Source organism: Nocardia sp. NPDC059236, from assembly GCF_042754085.1.
GTDB lineage: Bacteria > Actinomycetota > Actinomycetes > Mycobacteriales > Mycobacteriaceae > Nocardia.
Genome location: NZ_JBHZAF010000001.1, coordinates 632,582 through 651,149 on the forward strand (window position 1 = coordinate 632,582; position 18,568 = coordinate 651,149).

Below are 18,568 nucleotides of genomic sequence, written 5' to 3' on the forward strand. Positions count from 1 at the left end.
GTCGCACTCGGGATAGAGTGGGCGGCATGTCTGCCGCAGTGCCGCCCAACGGAATTCGTCACGCGCTCGTTCTCGGAGGGGGTGGCGCGGTCGGCCTGAGCTGGATGGCGGGGGTTGTCATCGGCCTGCGCGAGAACGGTATCGACACCGCACTTGCCGAGCGAATCGTCGGCACCTCCGCCGGTGCCGTCGTCGGCGCGGCGCTCGCCGCCGAGGTCGATCTGAACATGCTGCTCCGGCGGCCCTCCCCGGACTCCGACACCCCGCCGATCAACTTCGACCCGAATGCCTTCGGCGAAATCATGGGCATTCTGGCCACTCCTGGTCTGGACCCGAACGAGGCCCGTCGCCGCGCCGGCGTCCGTGCACTCGAAATGAACGTCGGCGATCCGGCCGACCACGTCGCCCGCATCGGCGCCTTCGTCGGCAATGCCGAATGGCCGCGACGCGACCTCCGGATCACCGCCTGCAGCGTCACCACCGGCGAACTCCAGGTCTGGACCCCCGATGGCAAGGCCACCCTCCCCGAGGCCCTCGCCTCCAGCACGTCGGTCCCCGGCGTCTTCCCGCCCATCCTGGTCGACGGCACCTTCTACATCGACGGCGGTATGCGCTCACCCATCAATGCCGACCTGGCGGCGGGCGCGGAACGCATCCTGATCATCGAACCCCTGGCCCACCTGTTCCCGCACAGCCCATCCGATCGTGACCTGGGCGGCGCGGCAACGAGTTTCATCGTCCCGGACGCAGGTGCCATCGCCGCCTACGGTCCCGATCTGTTCAACGCCGCTGCCCTCGAACCTGCCTATGAAGCGGGTCTGCGGCAGGGTGTGGAGGCAGCCCCGGGCCTGAAGGACTTCTGGCCCGCAGCCTGAAGCAGATCCGAACCGGAACCTGGCCGCCGCGCGGGAGTTGCCGGTGAGGGCGGCATCGCGGTTGGGCTGGGCCTGCGAATCGCCATGGAGAGCAACCGATTCCGTCTCGGAGGGCCTGATCGGCCGCCTTCCCCGGAGCACTAGGCTGAAACCCGACCGCTCGGTAGAAAGGTGGGATTTCTCATGTCCGACGCCGGCCTCGGCCTCGTCTCCTACGGCCAAACCCGCGTCCTGGTGGACGATTTCGCGTCCAGCTATCGCTTCTATCGCGACGTCCTGGGCCTGCCCCTGAAGCAGGAGGTGCCCGGCGACGTCCCCGAATCCGACGCCGGCCCGTACGCCTGCTTCACCCTCGGCGGCCAGGATCTCGCGCTGTTCACCCGCGCCTACATGGACGCCGCGATCGGCGCCGCGCACCGCCCGCGCGGCGAGATCGACACGGTCGTCGTGGTTTTGCGCGTCGCCGATGTCGACTCGGCCGTCGAGACCCTGCGCGAGCGCGGCGCCCGGATCGCCGCCGAGCCCGCCGATCAGCCCGCGTGGGGCATGCGCGTGGCGCACGTGCGGGCTCCGGAGGGCACGCTCGTGGAGCTGTGCCACTACGACGACTGACGCGATCTTGTTCGCTGTTGGCGAACCCTTCCGGCGGGCGATCGAACGCTTGTCCGTATCGCCTCTCTCACGCCCGCCGCACCGCGGCGGGCGTAGTTCTCGGTGCCGGGAGGTTTGAGCCGTCAGTGGCCGCGTGAGGGGTGGAAAACGGGCCTTTCCGGCGGTGGCGGGGCTGCCCCGAACCGGCCCGACCTGCACGGGAAGGTGTCGGAATTGCGTGTTTCGGCACCGTTCGCAGTGCCTCGGGTGATACGCGACACGCGGTACTGAATCGAACGACACGCCGAGAAATCCAAGAAAAATCCAGGTCGCGTGATTACAGGTCGGTCACGGTTTTGCGCGGGGCCCGTCCGACCTCTCCCGGGCCCTGTCAAGTCCGTGAAAAAGCCCAGGCTGCAAGGCTATTCGTGACCGTGCTGAGCCGATCGCGGGGGGCGGTCCGGCACTGCCCGCGCCGCTGCCCATCCGGCCCGGTCGCGGCCCGAATCACGCGCTGACCTGGGGGGTGGGTTCGCAATCGGCAAGCGTCGTGGGTACGGTCGCTGAGACCACCGGGTTACCGGAGGTAGATCAAGCAATGAACGATGAGACGGAGGAACCGTGGCCCTTCCCCAGCTGACTGACGAGCAGCGCGCCGCTGCTTTGGAGAAGGCGGCTGCCGCTCGCCGCGCTCGGGCGGAGCTCAAGGAGCGCTTGAAGCGTGGTGGCACCGATCTGAAGACGGTCCTTGCGGACGCCGAGAAGGACGAAGTCCTCGGCAAGATGAAGGTTTCGGCGCTGCTCGAGGCCCTGCCGAAGGTTGGCAAGGTCAAGGCGGCCGAGATCATGAGCGAGCTCGAGATCGCTCCCACCCGCCGCCTGCGCGGACTGGGCGACCGGCAGCGTAAGGCGCTGCTGGCCCGGTTCGACTTCAGCGCCGAATAATCCGAGGGTGGTCGAACACACTCGGAAGGGTCGACTGGTTGTCCTGGTCGGCCCCTCGGCCGTCGGTAAGTCCACCGTCGTGCGCTGCGTGCGCGAACGACTGCCCGAATTGGTATTCAGTGTGTCGGCCACCACCCGGGCTCCGCGGCCCGGGGAGGTCGACGGCCGGGACTACCGATTCGTCACCCGTGAGAAGTTCGACGCCATGATCGAGGCGGGCGAACTGCTCGAATGGGCCGACATCCACGGTGGACTGCAGCGGTCGGGCACCCCGGCCGCACCCGTGCGGGAAGCGCTCACGTCCGGACATCACGTCCTGATCGAGGTGGACCTCGAGGGCGCGCGCTCGATCCGCAAGACCATGCCGGAAGCCAAACTGGTCTTCCTGGCCCCACCCAGCTGGGACGAGCTGGTGTCCCGCCTGACCTCGCGCGGGACGGAATCGCCCGAGGTGATCGAGCGTCGTCTGCAGACCGCTCGCACCGAATTGGCTGCATGTGACGAGTTCGACACCGTCATCGTGAACGACCACGTGACCAGCGCCTGTGAGCAGTTGGTATCGTTGTTCGTTAGCACAAATTCGGGGTCATAGGTCCCGAACCACCGGCTCGTCTTCGAAGTGAGCCGGACGCCACCCTTCCGAACAACCCCGCAGGAGTCCTCCTAGTGAGTACGGACATCAAGACCGCGCCCGCCTACGACACTCCGGTCGGCCTCACCAACCCGCCGATCGACGAACTGCTGGAGCGGACTTCGTCCAAGTACGCGCTGGTCATCTACGCGGCCAAGCGGGCCCGCCAGATCAACGATTACTACAACCAGCTCGGCGACGGCATTCTCGAATACGTCGGTCCGCTGGTCGAGCCGGGTCTGCAGGAGAAGCCGCTGTCGGTGGCGATGCGCGAGATCCACGCCGACCTGCTCGAGCACTCCGAAGGGGAGTAGTCCCGCGGTGACCCGGATCGTCGTCGGAGTCGGCGGCGGTATCGCCGCCTACAAGAGCTGCAACCTCGTGCGCCGGTTCACCGAAACCGGGCACGAGGTTCGTGTCATTCCCACCGAGTCGGCGCTGCAATTCGTCGGCAAGGCCACCTTCGAGGCGCTGTCCGGCCACCCCGTGCACACCGGTGTCTTCGCCGATGTGCCCGAGGTGCCGCACGTGCGCCTCGGCCAGGAGGCCGACCTGGTCGTCATCGCCCCCGCCACCGCGGACCTCATGGCCCGCGCCGCGCAGGGCCGCGCCGACGATCTGCTGACCGCGACGCTGCTGACCGCGCGCTGTCCGATCCTGTTCGCCCCGGCCATGCACACCGAGATGTGGGAGCACCCGGCCACCCGGGCGAACGTGGCGACGCTGCGCGCGCACGGCGCCGTGGTCATGGAACCGGCCTCGGGCCGGCTGACCGGCACCGACACCGGCCCGGGCCGGCTGCCCGAGCCGGAGGAGATCTTCGGTCTGGCCCGGCTGCTGCTCGAACGCGCCGACGCCCTGCCGCGCGATCTCGAGGGCCGCCGCGTCGTGGTGTCCGCGGGCGGCACCCGGGAACCGCTGGATCCGGTGCGCTTCCTGGGCAATCGGAGTTCCGGCAAGCAGGGCTACGCGATCGCCCGCCTGGCCGCCCAGCGCGGTGCGCAGGTGACGCTGATCGCGGGCAATACCATCGGGCTCGAACCGCCGGCCGCGGTCGAGGTCGTGCACGTGACCACCGCCGAACAGCTGAAGGTGGCCGTCGACAAGCACTCGCTGGGTGCGGACGCGGTCGTCATGGCCGCGGCGGTGGCCGACTTCCGTCCGGTGAACGTGGCGGCGGCTAAGATCAAAAAGGGTGCGGGAGAACCGGATTCGATCGCGCTCGCCAAGACACCGGATATCCTGGCCGGGTTGGTGCAGTCCCGTCGCGACGGGCACCTACCGGGCACCGCGATCGTCGGCTTCGCCGCCGAGACCGGGGACGAGCACGCGGATGTGCTCACCCACGCCCGGGCCAAACTGGCCCGTAAAGGCTGCGACCTGCTGGTCGTGAATGCCGTCGGGGAGGGGAAGGCCTTCGAGGTCGACACCAACGACGGCTGGTTGCTCGGTGCCGACGGCACCGAGATCGCCCTGGACCACGGGTCCAAGGCACTGCTGGCCAGCCGGGTGCTGGATGCACTCGGCCCCTTGCTCCGCTGAAGCCTCGGCACCGCAGGGTTCGGGCACTTGCCGCTGTCTCCCGCTGGGACGGCAGATTAACGGCGACTGTCTGAGTCACGATGTGTTCTTAACGAGGGCGGCTCGCCCCTGTGACGAACATATTGGAATAACCTGAGACAAAGGGTTGTGCGATGCAGCGGAGACGCTACTGTCGCCACCCGATACGAGAAACCCGTTGAGGGAGAGGGAACAACTGTGCGCACGTCTGGCAGCCGCCTATTCACCAGTGAGTCGGTGACCGAGGGTCACCCCGACAAGATCTGTGATGCCATCAGCGATTCCATCCTCGACGCGTTGCTCGCGGCCGATCCGCGCAGCCGGGTCGCGGTGGAGACCCTGGTGACCACCGGTCAGGTGCACGTGGCCGGTGAGGTCACCACCACGGCCTACGCCGATATCCCGACCATCGTCCGCGAGAAGGTCCTGGAGATCGGGTACGACTCCTCCGCAAAGGGTTTCGACGGCGCCTCCTGCGGCGTGAACGTCGCCATCGGCGCCCAGTCGCCGGACATCGCCATGGGCGTGGACACCTCGCACGAGGCCCGCGTGGGCGGCGAGGACGACGAGATCGCCCGTCAGGGCGCGGGCGACCAGGGCCTGATGTTCGGCTACGCCACCATCGAGACCCCCGAGCTGATGCCGCTGCCGATCTCGCTGGCGCACAAGCTGTCTCGCCGCCTGACCGAGGTCCGCAAGTCCGGCGTGCTGCCGTACCTGCGTCCCGACGGCAAGACCCAGGTCACCATCGAGTACGACGGCGCCATCCCCAAGCGCCTCGACACCGTGGTCATCTCGACCCAGCACGCGGCCGACATCGACCTGGACAACCTGCTCACCCCGGACATCCGCGAGAAGGTCGTCGACGCGGTGCTCGGCGAGCTCCAGCTGCCCAACCCGCTGGACACCTCCGACGTCCGCCTGCTGGTCAACCCGACCGGCAAGTTCGTGCTCGGTGGACCCATGGGTGACGCGGGCCTGACCGGCCGCAAGATCATCGTCGACACCTACGGCGGCATGGCCCGCCACGGTGGCGGCGCCTTCTCGGGCAAGGATCCGTCGAAGGTCGACCGCTCGGCCGCCTACGCCATGCGCTGGGTCGCCAAGAATGTCGTCGCCGCCGGCCTGGCCGAGCGGGTCGAGGTCCAGGTCGCCTACGCCATCGGCAAGGCCGCCCCGGTCGGCCTGTTCGTCGAGACCTTCGGCAGCGAGCTGATCGACCCGATCAAGATCTCCGACGCCATCGGTCAGGTCTTCGACCTGCGTCCCGGCGCGATCATCCGCGACCTGGACCTGCTGCGCCCGATCTATGCGCCGACCGCCGCCTACGGCCACTTCGGCCGCACCGACGTCGACCTGCCGTGGGAGCGCACCGACCGCGCGGAGAAGCTGCGTGCGGCCGCCGGGCTGTAATTGACCGGCACCCCACCACTCTCGACGGGAGCGTCGGGCACGGAGACCCCCTCCGAGTCCGACGCTCCCGCCGAGCGCAGGGAGGTGGAGCGCGTTGGCGCGTCCCGCCCGATCGCGCGGGTCCTGCCCCTGCTCGAACCCGCCCACCTGGACCGGGATTTCGACTACCTGGTCCCGCCCGAGATGGACGAACTCGCCCAGCCCGGCGTCCGCGTCCGCGTCCGCTTCTCCGGCCGCCTCGTCGACGGCTACCTCCTCGAACGCCGCGAAAAGTCCGATCACACCGGCAAACTCGTCCGCCTCGAACGCGTGGTCTCCGGCGAACGCGTCCTCACCCCGGAGATCCTCGCGCTCGTCACCGCCGTGGCCGCCCGATACGCGGGCACCCGCGCGGACGTCCTCCGCCTCGCCATCCCACCCCGCCACGCCAAGGTCGAATCGGAGGGCGTGGAAAAGCCCGAAAAGCCCAAGCGCACTTCGAAGAAGGGCCCACCGCCCGCTGATCCTGTTGTGGCAGCAGATGATTCGGCCCATCCCGACGTTACGCAGGCCCGCACCACCGCATCGCATCCGAGTGACGCGACGATCTCCGTCGTGCCCGGAAACGCTGAAGACGCTGCCGCACACCCCGTTCCGCAAGGTGCCGCATCGGCGGGGGAGTCGGCGCTCGCGATCGCGGAAGGCGGAAGCGACATCGGGGACGTCGCGCACGGCGAGGGCGCGGACACCGCCCCGGTTCCGGGCAGCGATGTATCCGCCGCCGATGAGGTGACTCTTGTCGCCGACACGGATTCGGTGTCGATGCCTGTGGCCGTCGATGCGGGCGCGGTCGCTGCCGAAAGCTCGACGGGAACCGTTGCTGCGCAGCCTGATCTGGTTGTGCTCGGCACCGGCGACCACTCGACGGCGTCAGCCGCCGCGGCGCCGGCAGACGAGTCCGGGGAGCAGCCGGTGACTGCTGCTTCGCCGACGTCGGCCGCTGAGTTCCCGGCGTGGGGGCGGTATGTCCACGGGCATTCGTTCCTGGGCGCGCTGGCGGCGGGGCGCGGGCCGCGGGCGGGGTGGCAGGCATTGCCGGGGGAGGACTGGGCGCGGCGGCTGGCGGAGCTGGCGGCGGTGACCGTGCGTGGCGGCCGCAGTGCGGTGATCATGGTGCCGGATCAGCGGGATCTGGATCGGGTGCTGGGGGAATGTGTTGTGCTGGTGGGGGAGTCGGCGGTGGGGCTGGCGGCGGGGCTGGGGCCCTCGGCGCGGTATCGGCGGTGGCTGTCGGTGTTGCGTGGGAAGGCGCGGGTCGTCGTGGGGACGCGTAGTGCCGTGTTCTCGCCGGTGAAAGATCTTGGGCTGATCGCCATCTGGGATGACGGGGACGATACCTTCGCCGAACCGCGGTCGCCGTATCCGCATGCGCGGGAAGTGGCCATGTTGCGGGCGCACGAGACCGGGGCGGCGTTCGTGGCGGGCGGGTTCTCGCGGACGGCCGAGGTGCAGGCGATCGTCGAATCCGGCTGGGCGCACGATCTGCTCGCGGATCGGGCCGTGGTGCGGCAGGCCATGCCGCGCATCACCGCGCCCGGCGACACCGACGCGGCATTGGAGCGGGACCCGATCGCGCAGGCCATCCGCATTCCGGCCGTGGCGTTCACGGAGGCGCGCAAGGCGATCAAAGCCGGTGGGCCGGTGCTGGTTCAGGTGCCGCGGCGCGGATACATCCCGGCGCTGGCCTGCGCCAAGTGCCGGACCCCGGCGCGCTGCCGCCACTGCAACGGGCCACTGGCGCTGCCGGACAGCGCGCCCGCGTCACGTGCCGCGCTGCGCAGCGGGCGGGAAGGGGCGGCCGAGGCGCAGAGTCCGGCCTGCCGCTGGTGCGGGATCACCGAGGCGGCCTTCCGCTGCGGAGCCTGCGGATCGCGGGCGCTGCGGGCCGTCGTCATCGGTGCGTCGCGCACGGCCGAAGAACTGGGACGCGCGTTTCCCGGTGTGCCCGTGCGAGGTTCGGGCGGGTCGTCGATCCTGAACACCGTGCCGGAGGGCCCGCAGGTCGTGGTGTCCACCATCGGCGCGGAACCCCGGGTGCCCGGCGGTTACGCGGTCGCCATGCTACTCGACGGCTGGGCCCTGCTCGGCCGTGCCGATCTCCGCGCCGCCGAGGATGCCCTGCGCCGCTGGATGTCGGCCGCGGCGCTGGTGCGCCCCGGCGGCCGGGTCATCGTCATGGCCGACGCCGGGATCCCGACCGTGCAGGCGCTGGTGCGCTGGGATCCGGTGTGGCACGCCGGTTTCGAGCTCGAGCAGCGCACGGAGGTGCGCTTCCCGCCCGCGGTCCGCTTCGCCGCCATCGACGGCACCTCGGACTCCATCGCCGAATTGCTCGGCGAGGCACAGCTTCCCGACGGCGTCGAGATCCTGGGTCCGGTGCCGCTGCCGCCGGGTGCGCGAAAGCCGTTCTCCTCCGGCGACTCTCCCGCCGAGGTCGAACGCATGATCCTGCGCGCCGACCGCGCCACCGGCGCGGCCCTCTCCCGTGCCCTCACCGCCGCTCAGGCCGTCCGCAGCACCCATCGCTCCGACGCGCCCCTGCGCGTCCAGATCGACCCCATCGACATCGGCTGAACGCGGTCAGGGGCCGGTGATTTCGTCGCGGGGGAGGGCGGCGAGGGTGATGAGGGCATTGAGGAAGCCGCGGCGATCGGCGGCGGGGAGCTTGCCCAGCAGGTGATCCTCCTGGGCCTGGATCCCCGCCTGCGCCGCGTCGCGGAGGCGACGGCCCTCGGGGGTGAGGGCGAGCAGCCGGGCCCGGCGGTCGGCCGGATCGGGGTGGCGTTCGATGAGGCCGCGTTCCTGCAGGTCGTCGAGCACCGCGATGATGCGCGTCTTGTCCGCCCCGATCTCCTGCGCCAGCACGCCCTGACCCCGCGCGGGCCCCTCGTCCAGATGCAGCAGCACGACGTACGCCCACATGGTGAGTCCGTGTGCGGCGAGCACCGGTTGCTCGGCCGCCATGAGGGCGCGGCCCAGGGGGACGATCATCGCTGCCAGGTCCGGACGGTCTGTCATGCGGACAAGATTAGGCGGCGCGCCGGTGCGGCCTTTCGATCGTGTCGCCGGCGCGGGTCAGAATCGCGTCGGCGTCGAACTTTTCGGCCTGCCAGGAGTCGACGCCGATGCCGACCCGGCCGCGCCAGGCCCGCACGATCGCGGTGTGCACCGGCCACCGCACGAACCGGCGCATATCCCGCTCCGACTCCCACACCGAGATCGAGCCGCCGCGGAACTCGGCCGGCCTGCCCCACAGCCACAGGCCGACCGCGCCCTGCATGACCGGCCACGTTTTCCCCAATTCCAGCCCGGTCGTATAGATCTCGCGCGACTCCGTCTCCGAGCTCGCGAGGAAATCGGTGACGCTGACGAAGACCGGGCCCGAGAACTGGTGATTCGGGCCGGGATTCCACGGCATCAGCACGGTGCCGTCCGAGAACGATTTAGTATGCATATGCTTACGATAAGCGATCGCGTACTAAATGTTCAATGGCGAGATTCACCGGAAGGCCGGAGCCACGCGGGCCGCCCAGTCGGCGTATCCGGTTGCCCGGCGGCCCAGCACCCGCTCGACATCGCCGCTGACCAGCTGCTCCTCGGGCGTCGGCTCACCGAGGATGGTGAGCGTGTGGTCCGCGACCGATTCCGGCATGAACCGCAGCATGTTCACCCGGGCCTGCGCGCGGGTGAGCTCCGCGAACCGCAGCGGCTCGCCCAGTGCGGCCGCCAGCGCCTGTGCCTGCTGGCGCGGGGTGACGAGCTCGGGGCCGGTCACCGTGTAGACCTGCCGGTCATGGCCGTCCTCCCGCAGCGCCGCCGCGGCCACGGCCGCGATATCGGCCGGATCCACCTGCGGCAGACCGACATCCCCGAACGGCGCGGGAATCATCCGCTCGGCCCGCACCGGCTCGATCCAGGCGAAGGTATTGCTGAAGAACCCGCCCGGCCGCAGCACCGTCCACTCCAGATCCGAAGCGGCCAGCGCCTGCTCGAATTCCAGCGTGCGCGCGTAGCCGTCGCTGCCCGGCCGCGTCACCGCGCCCTGCGAGGACAGGAACACCACTCGCCGGACACCCGCCGCCGCAACGGTTTCCAGCACCTCGGCGGCCGCCGGTCCCACCACCAACTGCGGGCCCGTGATGAGCAGGAACAACGCCCGCGCACCCGCCACCGCCTCGGCGAGGCTGTCCAGCTCCCCGATATCGGCGCGGCGGTGCTCGGCGCCCTCGGGCAGATCCACCGGCTTCTCGCCCCGCGACACCGCGACCACCTTCTCGCCGGCCTCCGCGAGCTCTTGCATTAGAGCGCTGCCGACATTTCCGGTCGCACCGGTTACCACGATCATCTGTCCACTCCTGAGTTAGTTGGCTGACTAACTCGAACCATAGGGCATGTGACCGGGCATTGTCTATAGTTAGTTGTATGACTAACTCAGTGCCGCGAGCGACGGCCCCGAAGGCGGGGAAGCGGGAGCGGCTCGCGGACGCGGCGGCCAAGGTATTCCACGAACAGGGCGTCGAGAAGACGACCATCGCCGATATCGCGCGCGCCGCCGAGGTGCCGGTGGGCAACGTGTACTACTACTTCAAGACCAAGGATCAGCTGGTCCAGGCCGCGATCGGCGCTCACGCCCGCACCGCCCAGGAGATCATCGCGGCCCTGGAACTCTTCGACGCCCCCGCCGAACGACTGAAGGCCCTGGTCCGCGGCTGGGTCGACCAGCGCGACCTCGCCGCCCGATTCGGTTGCCCCTCCGGGTCTCTCGCCACCGAACTCGACAAACGCGACGACGGCCTCGACCGCGAACTCGCCGCCGTCATGCGCGGCCTCCTGGACTGGATCGACACCCAGTTCGCCGCCATGGGCCGCGCCGACTCCCACGAACTGGCCGTCGCCCTGCTGGCTGCCTACCAGGGAATCTCCTTGCTCACCAACACCTTCCGCGACCCCGCGATGATGGAAGCGGAAGGCGCACGGCTGGAACGGTGGATCGACTCGCTCGTCCCCGCAACCTGAGCCCCCCATACGGCCTCAAGGCGCATTGGCCCATTCGCGCAGAGGAGCGGCTCGGGTCAGCTGGTCGAGCGCAATCTCGTGAAGCCGGGGCGCGCCGGATGCGGATGCGTGAGTGTGGCGCCCGTCGTGTGGTTCGGGGCCCGGGCGGCGCGGCGAGTTCGGGTCAGTTCAGTTGAGGCTGAGCGGGTCTCACGGACCAGCGGCCCTCGTCGCGGAGGATGCGGACCGGGTGGTCGAAGCAGGCGCTGATGTGGGCGGTGGTGATCACCTCGCCGACCGGGCCCGCGGCGACCGTGTGGCCGTTGCGCAGGAGCATGGCGTGGGTGGTGCCCGGCGGCAGTTCTTCCAGATGGTGGGTGACCAGGACCGAGGCGAGGTCGGGGTGGGCGCGCTGGAGCAGGTCGAGACGTTCCAGGAGTTGTTCGCGCCCGGCCAGATCCAGGCCGGTGGCGGGTTCGTCGAGCAGGAGCAGGCGCGGGTTGGGCATGAGGGCGCGGGCGATGAGGGTGCGGCCGCGCTGGCCCTGGGACAGGATCTGCCAGTCGGCGTCACGGCGGTGGGACAGGCCGAGCAGGTCGATCAGGCGGTCGGCCTCGGCGAGCTGGGCGGGCGTCGCGTGCCAGCGGGGGATGAGGCCGGCGGTGTTGGTCGCGCCGGTGATCACCACGTCGCGGACCGTGAGCGGGCCGCTCGGGGCGTGGCGCGGATCGACATGGCCGATGCTGGCCCGCAGGGCGCGCATGTCCACCCGGCCCAGCCGCTCCCCGAGCACCTCCACGCTGCCCCGGGTCGGATGCTCGAACGCACCGAGCATGCGCAGCAAGGTGGTCTTGCCCGCGCCGTTGGGACCCAGTAGCGCCCAGTGCTCACCGGCGCGCACGGTGAGCGAAACCCCTTGCAGGATGGGGTTTCCGCCGCGCACCACCGTCACGTCGCTCACGTTCAGCACCGGATCCGTCATGGGCCCACCGTAGCAAATTCCTCAGACAAGTTGAGGAGTAGTGGTTCGGCTCACGGACCGGCGGGGCAATGCGCGAGCGGGCTGACCGGTCACCGCGGTGTCGCGGGGGCCCGGCGTGGTTGCGTGGCGACCACATCGATATGTGCTGCGGCGCGCGGGCTGGATACGATGAGTCTGCTTGTGCAGGTGCGGGATTCGGCGACGTTCTCGGCGGGGTCGCCTGTGTAGGGTGGCGGGATGGCGATCGACGCGGTGCTGTTCGACTTCTCCGGTACGGTTTTCCGATTCGAGGAGTCCGCGTTCCACGACGCACAGCTCACCGACGCCGCCGGTCGCCTGCTCGATACCCACGAGATCGCCGAGATCATGCGCCGGCTCACCGCGCCCGTGGGGCAGATCGTGCGGTTCGATGCCGAGGGCCAATATGCCTGGGAGAACCGGGATCTCGATCCGGCGCTGCACCGCCGCGCCTATCTGGAGGTGCTCGAGCAGACCGGTGTTCCGCACGCGCAGGCTCTGCAGGTCTACGAGCTGCTGCTCGATCCGGACGGCTGGACGCCCTACCCGGATACCGGTGAGGTGCTGCGCGCGCTGCACGAGAGCGGCGTGCGGGTGGGCATGGTCAGCAATATCGCGTTCGACATCCGCCCGGCCTTCGCCGATCGCGGCTGGGATCGATATATCGGCGATTACGCGCTGTCCTTCGAAGTCGGTGCGATCAAACCCGACGCGCGCATCTTCAAATCGGCGCTCGACAACCTCGGCGCGACCCCGGCGAACACCCTCATGGTCGGCGACAGCGCCGAGGCCGACGGTGGCGCAGCCGCTATCGGCTGCGCATTCGCCCTGGTCGACCCACTGCCGACGGCTGAACGCCCGTTCGGGCTGTGGGAGGCCGTCCGCACCCATGGTCTCCTGACCGTCTAAGTCCAAACCGGACGGTTTGTGTCTCGCCTCACTCTTGTCGTGGATAGATTGTCGATATATCGTCGATAGCAACAAACACAACGACGAGCCTTGAAGGAGGCGCGACCATGGAGAACATGGACAACATCGAACGGGGCCGCGGCCCCTGGCGGCGACTGCGCGCAGAAGAGCAGCAGGGCCCCGAACACCCGCGGATGCGTCGCGGTGGCCCGCGTGGCCCGCGCGGCGACTTCGGCCCGCACCGCCACGGCCACGGTCGTGGTTTCGGCCCGGACTTCGGTCCCGGCTTCGGACCCGGTCCGCACTTCGGCCGCGGTCGCGGCCGGGGCGGGCGCGGCCGGCGCGGCGATGTCCGCGCGGCCATCCTCCTGCTGCTGCAGGAGCGGCCCATGCACGGCTACGAGCTGATCCAGCAGATTCGCGAACGCAGCCAGGATGTCTGGCGTCCCAGCCCGGGCTCCATTTATCCCGCGCTCGCGCAGCTCGAGGACGAGGGGCTGGTGCTGATCGAGAAGGTGTCGGGTCGAAAGACGGCCAAGCTCACCGAATCCGGTGTCGAGTATGTCGAGGCCAACCGCACCGAGCTGGGCGATCCCTGGCAGGACGTCAAGGACGGCGTCGGCGATCAGGCCCTGGACCTGCGCGGACTGGTCGGCCAGCTGATGGGCGCGGTCGCCCAGGTGGCCGCGGTCGGCACGCAGGAGCAGGCGGCCAAGGCGGCCGAGGTGCTCACCGAGGCGCGCCGCTCGCTCTACCGGATCCTCGCCGAGGACGACACACCCGAAAAGTAATGGCCTCGAAACCTCGCTTCTGGCTGGAACATTCGGGCCGATTCCGACGAAGATCGTGACATGGGACAAAAGCGCCCCATGCGATCTTGTGACATGGGACAACAGAGGAGCCGGACCCGCGCACTGCGCCGCGTGGCACCGGTGGGGGTGATGGCGCTGGCGGCCGCCGTGATCGGTACGGCCGCCACACCGACGGGGACGTACGCACAGGCCGAACCGGCCGTGACTCCGGTACTCCAGGTACCGGCGCAACAGGGGCCGCCGCAGACCGAACATCTGGCGGCGGCCCGCTATCTCAAGGAGCATCCGGACGCGGCGCCCCAGGGCGCCAACGATTTCGGCTGCAAACCGACCGCGGAGCATCCGCGCCCGGTGGTGCTCGCCCACGGCACCGACTCCTCGGCCTACTCCGACTGGTCGGGCATCAGCCCACTGCTGGCCCAGGCCGGGATCTGCGTGTTCGCCCTCAACTACGGCGGTAAACCCGGCAAGGACACCTACGGCACCGAGGACGTGTGGGCCAGCTCCGCGCAGATCGGCACCTTCGTCGATCAGGTGCTCGCCGCGACGGGGGCCACCCAGGTGGATCTGGTCGGTTTCTCGCAGGGCGCCAGCGTGACCCGGTACTGGATCAACAAGCTCGGCGGCGCGCCGAAGGTCGGCCAGTGGATCGGCCTGGCCTCGCCCAGCTACGGCGGGATCATGTACGGGCTGGTGCCGATCGCCGACGCGGTGCCGGGCATCTACAAGCTCGTGGAGATGGGATCCTCCACCGCCGCCATTCAACAGGCGGCCGGATCGCCGTTCATCAGGGACCTGAACGCGGGCGGCGACACGGTGCCCGGTGTGAAATACACGACGATCGGCAGTCGCGTCGATGAAATGATCCAGCCCAACACCAACATCGCGCTGCATGGCGCGGGCGCCACCAATATCGTGCTGCAGGAGCAGTGCGCGGAGGACCTGACCGGGCATTTCCACCTGGTGTACGACCCGTTCGTGCAGCGGCTGGTGGTCAATCTGCTCGATCCCGCGCACCCCGTGACGCCGGCCTGCGTGCCGGTCGCACTGGGCACCGGCATCAGCGATGTCGTGTTGGCGGCGCATTCCTGATCAGGGTGGTCACGGGCGTCCGTAAAATGAGACGACCGTATTCGTTCGCTATCGGGAGCTGCCCGTGACCATCCAGCCTGTCCGCCTGTTCGGCGATCCGATCCTGCGCGCCCGCGCGGCGGAGGTCGAGACGTTCGACCGGGAGGTGCGCCAGCTGGTGACCGACCTCATCGACACCATGTACGAGAGCGGGGGCGTCGGCATGGCGGCCCCGCAGATCGGGGTCGGGCTTCGGGTATTCGTCTACGACACCGGCGACGCGCAGGGGCATCTGATCAACCCGGTCTTCGAGGTGGTCGGCGACGAGACCCAGACCGGGCCGGAGGGCTGCCTGTCGATTCCGGGCGTGCGCTTCGACGTGACACGCCCGCTGACCGTACTGGCCCGCGGTGTCGACATGGACGGCAAGCCGGTCGAGTTCCGGGCCGAGGGGCTGCTGGCGCGCTGCGTGCAGCACGAGACCGACCATCTCGACGGGGTGCTGTTCCTGCAGCGGCTGGAGTCGGCCTCGCGCAAGGAGGCCATGCGTACCATCCGGGAATCCGGTTGGTTCACACAGGGAGTCACGGTGCTGCCGGCGTCCGAGATCGGTGGCGGGCGTCGCGCGGCGGCCGGTGACCGGGAACGGAGTCGCTGATATGCGTCTGGTCTTCGCGGGAACCCCCGAACCGGCGGTGCCGTCGCTACGGCGGCTCATCGAATCCTCCAGGCACGAGGTGGTCGGGGTGGTGACCCGGCCGGACGCGGTGGCCGGACGCGGCCGCAAGATCACCCGCTCGCCCATCGGGCGGCTGGCCGACGAGCACGGGATTCCCGTGTTCACGCCCAAGCGGCCGTCGGAGCCCGAATTCATCGAGCAGCTGACGGCTTTGGCGCCCGACTGCTGCCCGGTGGTGGCCTACGGCGCGCTGCTGCCCGAGCCGGTGCTCGACATCCCCCGGCACGGCTGGATCAACCTGCACTTCTCGCTGCTGCCCGCCTGGCGCGGCGCCGCACCTGTGCAGGCCGCCATCCTCGCCGGTGACGAGTACACCGGCGCGTCGACCTTCCGCATCGAGAAGGGCCTCGACACCGGCCCGGTCTTCGGCACCATGACCGAGCGCATCGCCGTCGCCGACACCGCGGGCTCGCTGCTGGAACGGCTCGCCGACAGCGGTTCGGTCCTGCTGGAATCCACCCTCGACGCGGTGGAAGACGGCACCGTGCACGCGATTCCGCAGCCCCTGGACGGTATCTCCTACGCCCCCAAGGTGGATCCCGAGGCCGGCCGCATCCGCTGGAGCCAGCCCGCCCTCGCCATCGACCGCCGGATTCGCGCGGTCACCCCCGCCCCCGGCGCCTGGACCGAAATCGACGGCAAACGCCTCAAACTCGGCCCTGTCGAAATGGTGGAGGAGACGCTCCCGGTCGGCACCATCGACATCCGCAAGACCGGCGTCTACCTCGGCACCGCGAGCACCGCGGTCCGCCTCACCCAGGTCCAGCCCCAGGGCAAACGCATGATGCCCGCCCTGGACTGGGCCCGCGGCGCCCGCCTCGAGCCCGGCACGGTGGTCGAGTGACCCGCCCGGACGGCGAAGGCCGCGACCGCGATTCGCGCACCGGCGGTCGCCCGCAGTCCGGCGACGGCGACCAGCGCCGCGGCTTCCGCCGCTCGGCATCCGCCGGGGATTCGGGCACCTCGCGGGCGAGCGACCGATCCCAGGGTGATCAGCGCCGCGCGCCGGGATACGGAACCGATGACACACGCGGCGCGAACTCGCAGGGCGGCACGCAATCCGGTGAGCGTGACCAGCGTCGCGGCTTCCGCCGCTCCACCGGGGCGGCAGGCGATTCGGGTGCGGCAGGATCCTCCGGATCGCGCGGGGCCGACGGCGGGGACCAGCGGCGCGCAGGCTTCGGCAAGGGCGAACGCCCTGCGGGAGACCGCAATTCGGGGTCGAACCGGTCGAGTGGCGGAAATCGCGGGCGTGACGGGTATGGGTCGGGCACCGGCCGCGGGCGCGATTCGGCGGTCGGCGGTCGGCAGAGCGACGACCGGCGTGGCGGATTCTCGGAAGGGGACCGGGATTCCGGGTCGAACCGGTCGGATCGCGGGTCTCGCGGTGGCGAGGGGCGGGGTGCGGGACGTGACCGCACGGCGTCCACGGGCGGACGTTCCGTCGGTGGTGACCGCGCGGGCGGCCGGAGTGGCTCGTTCGATCGCGAAAGCACCGCGGGGCAAGGGGGCCGGGGACCGAAGCGGACTGCGGCGGACGCGAAGGCCGGCATGAGCAGTGCCGCGGCCCGGCGGGCCGAGCGGGCCGGGGCCGATCCGGTGCGGGTGGTGGCGCGGGATGTGCTGCGGGCCGTGCGGGAGCGGGATGCCTACGCGAATCTGGTGCTGCCCGGACTGTTGCGGGAGCGGCATATCAGTGGGCGTGATGCCGCGCTGGCCACCGAGTTGACCTATGGAGCCTCGCGGTCGCAGGGGCTGCTGGACGCGGTGATCGCGGAGTGTGCGGGGCGAGGTGTCGAGGAGATCGACGGACCGCTCCTGGATGCGTTGCGGCTGGGGACCTATCAGCTGCTGCGCACCCGGATCGGCGCGCACGCGGCGGTCGACACCTCCGTCGCGCTGGTGCGAGCGGAGTACGGGCAGGGGCGGGCCGGGTTCGTGAACGCGGTGCTGCGGCGGGTGGCCGAACGCACTCCCGAGGAGTGGGTGGAACGGCTCGCACCGCGAGATCCGCTGGGGCACTTGGCATTCGAGTACGCGCACCCGGTCTGGATCGCGCAGGCCTTCGCGGACGCCCTGGGCGCGCGGGCCGGTGAGCTGGCCGACGCGCTGGCGGCCGACGACGCACGGCCCGCAGTGCACCTGGTGGCGCGCCCCGGCGATATCACCGCCGAGGAACTGGCCCTGGTCACCGGCGGCGAGGAAGGCCGCTGGTCGCCGTACGCGGTGTACCTCGAGGGCGGTGACCCGGCGAAACTGGAGCCGGTCCGCGAGGGCATGGCCGCCGTCCAGGACGAGGGCAGCCAGCTGGTCGCCCTGGCCGTCACCCGCGCACCCCTCGAGGGCCCCGACACCGGCCGCTGGCTCGACCTGTGTGCCGGGCCGGGCGGAAAAACCGCGCTGCTGGCCGCGATCGCGGATATCGACGGCTTCCGCGTCGATGCCGTCGAACCCGCGGAGCACCGCGCCGACCTGGTCCGCCAGGCGACCCGCGGCATGCCCGTGGACGTCCATGTCGCCGACGGCCGCGACAGCGGCCTGACTCCGGGCTTCGACCGCATCCTCGTCGACGCCCCCTGCACCGGTCTGGGCGCCCTGCGCCGCCGCCCGGAGGCCCGCTGGCGCCGCCAGCCCTCCGACGTCCGCGACCTGGTCACCCTGCAGCGCGAACTCCTCACCGCCGCATGGGATCTCGTCCGCCCCGGCGGTGTCGTGATCTACTCGACCTGCTCCCCGCACCTCGCGGAAACGGTCTCCGTGGTGGCCGATATGGTCCGCCGCACCGGCGCGGAACAGCTCGACACCCGCGAGCTGCTCCCGGGCGTCCCGGAACTCGGCGACGGCCCCGGCGCCCAGCTGTGGCCCCACCGCCACGGCACCGACGCCATGTTCCTGGCCGCCCTGCGCAAACCGCTTCAGCCGCAATAGGGTCCGACTCGCACCAGCATCCGGCCTCGGTCCACCCGTGCACCGAGGCCGAACGCTGGG

General features: G+C 70.2%; 19 protein-coding genes. 15 read left to right on the plus strand and 4 right to left on the minus strand.

Annotated features, from left to right (window positions below; genetic code table 11):
* The first annotated feature begins 26 nt into the window (after positions 1–26).
* The 8 genes from ACFXIV_RS03155 (at position 27) to ACFXIV_RS03190 (ending at position 8,628) form a co-directional block, all read left to right on the plus strand.
* Positions 27–875, plus strand: a complete 849-nt coding sequence (locus tag ACFXIV_RS03155; RefSeq protein WP_379400460.1) for a patatin-like phospholipase family protein — start codon at positions 27–29, stop codon at positions 873–875.
* A gap of 183 nt (positions 876–1,058) precedes the next feature.
* Positions 1,059–1,487, plus strand: coding sequence for a VOC family protein (locus tag ACFXIV_RS03160; protein ID WP_379400459.1), 429 nt, complete (start codon positions 1,059–1,061; stop codon positions 1,485–1,487).
* A gap of 600 nt (positions 1,488–2,087) precedes the next feature.
* Positions 2,088–2,411, plus strand: a complete 324-nt coding sequence (gene mihF / locus ACFXIV_RS03165) for an integration host factor, actinobacterial type (RefSeq protein ID WP_033086940.1) — start codon at positions 2,088–2,090, stop codon at positions 2,409–2,411.
* A 7-nt stretch (positions 2,412–2,418) separates the two neighbouring features.
* On the plus strand, positions 2,419–3,003 hold the full coding sequence (gene gmk / locus ACFXIV_RS03170; RefSeq protein ID WP_379400458.1) for a guanylate kinase: 585 nt from the start codon (positions 2,419–2,421) through the stop codon (positions 3,001–3,003).
* 74 nt (positions 3,004–3,077) lie between these two features.
* Positions 3,078–3,356 carry a DNA-directed RNA polymerase subunit omega gene (rpoZ, locus tag ACFXIV_RS03175; RefSeq protein WP_067713345.1) on the plus strand — a complete coding sequence of 93 codons (279 nt, stop codon included), beginning with the start codon at positions 3,078–3,080 and terminating at the stop codon, positions 3,354–3,356.
* A 7-nt stretch (positions 3,357–3,363) separates the two neighbouring features.
* Positions 3,364–4,584: a bifunctional phosphopantothenoylcysteine decarboxylase/phosphopantothenate--cysteine ligase CoaBC gene (coaBC, locus tag ACFXIV_RS03180; protein ID WP_354837421.1), complete on the plus strand. Its 1,221-nt coding sequence runs from the start codon at positions 3,364–3,366 to the stop codon at positions 4,582–4,584.
* Between the two features lie 216 nt (positions 4,585–4,800).
* Positions 4,801–6,015 (plus strand): methionine adenosyltransferase, encoded by a 1,215-nt coding sequence (metK, locus tag ACFXIV_RS03185; RefSeq protein WP_379400457.1) that lies wholly within the window; start codon positions 4,801–4,803, stop codon positions 6,013–6,015.
* 84 nt (positions 6,016–6,099) lie between these two features.
* Positions 6,100–8,628 (plus strand): primosomal protein N', encoded by a 2,529-nt coding sequence (locus tag ACFXIV_RS03190; protein WP_379400456.1) that lies wholly within the window; start codon positions 6,100–6,102, stop codon positions 8,626–8,628.
* Positions 8,629–8,634: 6 nt separating this feature from the next.
* Here ACFXIV_RS03190 and ACFXIV_RS03195 read toward each other — a convergent pair whose 3' ends face one another.
* Genes ACFXIV_RS03195 through ACFXIV_RS03205 form a run of 3 tightly spaced genes read right to left on the minus strand, consistent with a single transcriptional unit; the run spans position 8,635 to position 10,399 of the window.
* Positions 8,635–9,072: a MarR family winged helix-turn-helix transcriptional regulator gene (locus ACFXIV_RS03195; protein WP_357003188.1), complete on the minus strand. Its 438-nt coding sequence runs from the start codon at positions 9,070–9,072 to the stop codon at positions 8,635–8,637.
* A gap of 10 nt (positions 9,073–9,082) precedes the next feature.
* Positions 9,083–9,508, minus strand: a complete 426-nt coding sequence (locus tag ACFXIV_RS03200) for a hypothetical protein (protein ID WP_379400455.1) — start codon at positions 9,506–9,508, stop codon at positions 9,083–9,085.
* A 45-nt stretch (positions 9,509–9,553) separates the two neighbouring features.
* Positions 9,554–10,399: an SDR family oxidoreductase gene (locus ACFXIV_RS03205; protein WP_379400454.1), complete on the minus strand. Its 846-nt coding sequence runs from the start codon at positions 10,397–10,399 to the stop codon at positions 9,554–9,556.
* A gap of 77 nt (positions 10,400–10,476) precedes the next feature.
* On the opposite strand from ACFXIV_RS03205, the gene ACFXIV_RS03210 reads away from it, so the two are divergent.
* The gene (locus ACFXIV_RS03210) at positions 10,477–11,070 is read left to right on the plus strand and encodes a TetR/AcrR family transcriptional regulator (protein ID WP_379400453.1); all 594 of its coding nucleotides are present in this window, start codon (positions 10,477–10,479) and stop codon (positions 11,068–11,070) included.
* 163 nt (positions 11,071–11,233) lie between these two features.
* Here ACFXIV_RS03210 and ACFXIV_RS03215 read toward each other — a convergent pair whose 3' ends face one another.
* Complete coding sequence (locus tag ACFXIV_RS03215) at positions 11,234–12,031, minus strand: ABC transporter ATP-binding protein (protein ID WP_379400452.1); 798 nt, start codon at positions 12,029–12,031, stop codon at positions 11,234–11,236.
* Positions 12,032–12,268: 237 nt separating this feature from the next.
* Here ACFXIV_RS03215 and ACFXIV_RS03220 point away from each other — a divergent pair, with 237 nt between their 5' ends.
* From ACFXIV_RS03220 to ACFXIV_RS03245, 6 genes are all read left to right on the plus strand, one after another.
* The gene (locus ACFXIV_RS03220) at positions 12,269–12,958 is read left to right on the plus strand and encodes an HAD family hydrolase (protein WP_379400451.1); all 690 of its coding nucleotides are present in this window, start codon (positions 12,269–12,271) and stop codon (positions 12,956–12,958) included.
* Between the two features lie 194 nt (positions 12,959–13,152).
* Complete coding sequence (locus tag ACFXIV_RS03225; RefSeq protein ID WP_379400497.1) at positions 13,153–13,749, plus strand: PadR family transcriptional regulator; 597 nt, start codon at positions 13,153–13,155, stop codon at positions 13,747–13,749.
* 93 nt (positions 13,750–13,842) lie between these two features.
* Positions 13,843–14,862 carry an esterase/lipase family protein gene (locus tag ACFXIV_RS03230; RefSeq protein WP_379400450.1) on the plus strand — a complete coding sequence of 340 codons (1,020 nt, stop codon included), beginning with the start codon at positions 13,843–13,845 and terminating at the stop codon, positions 14,860–14,862.
* A 64-nt stretch (positions 14,863–14,926) separates the two neighbouring features.
* Complete coding sequence (def, locus tag ACFXIV_RS03235; RefSeq protein ID WP_040858552.1) at positions 14,927–15,499, plus strand: peptide deformylase; 573 nt, start codon at positions 14,927–14,929, stop codon at positions 15,497–15,499.
* 1 nt (position 15,500) lies between these two features.
* Positions 15,501–16,424, plus strand: coding sequence for a methionyl-tRNA formyltransferase (fmt, locus tag ACFXIV_RS03240; RefSeq protein WP_364612524.1), 924 nt, complete (start codon positions 15,501–15,503; stop codon positions 16,422–16,424).
* Positions 16,425–17,131: 707 nt separating this feature from the next.
* Positions 17,132–18,508, plus strand: coding sequence for an RsmB/NOP family class I SAM-dependent RNA methyltransferase (locus tag ACFXIV_RS03245; RefSeq protein WP_379421204.1), 1,377 nt, complete (start codon positions 17,132–17,134; stop codon positions 18,506–18,508).
* Positions 18,509–18,568: the final 60 nt, after the last annotated feature.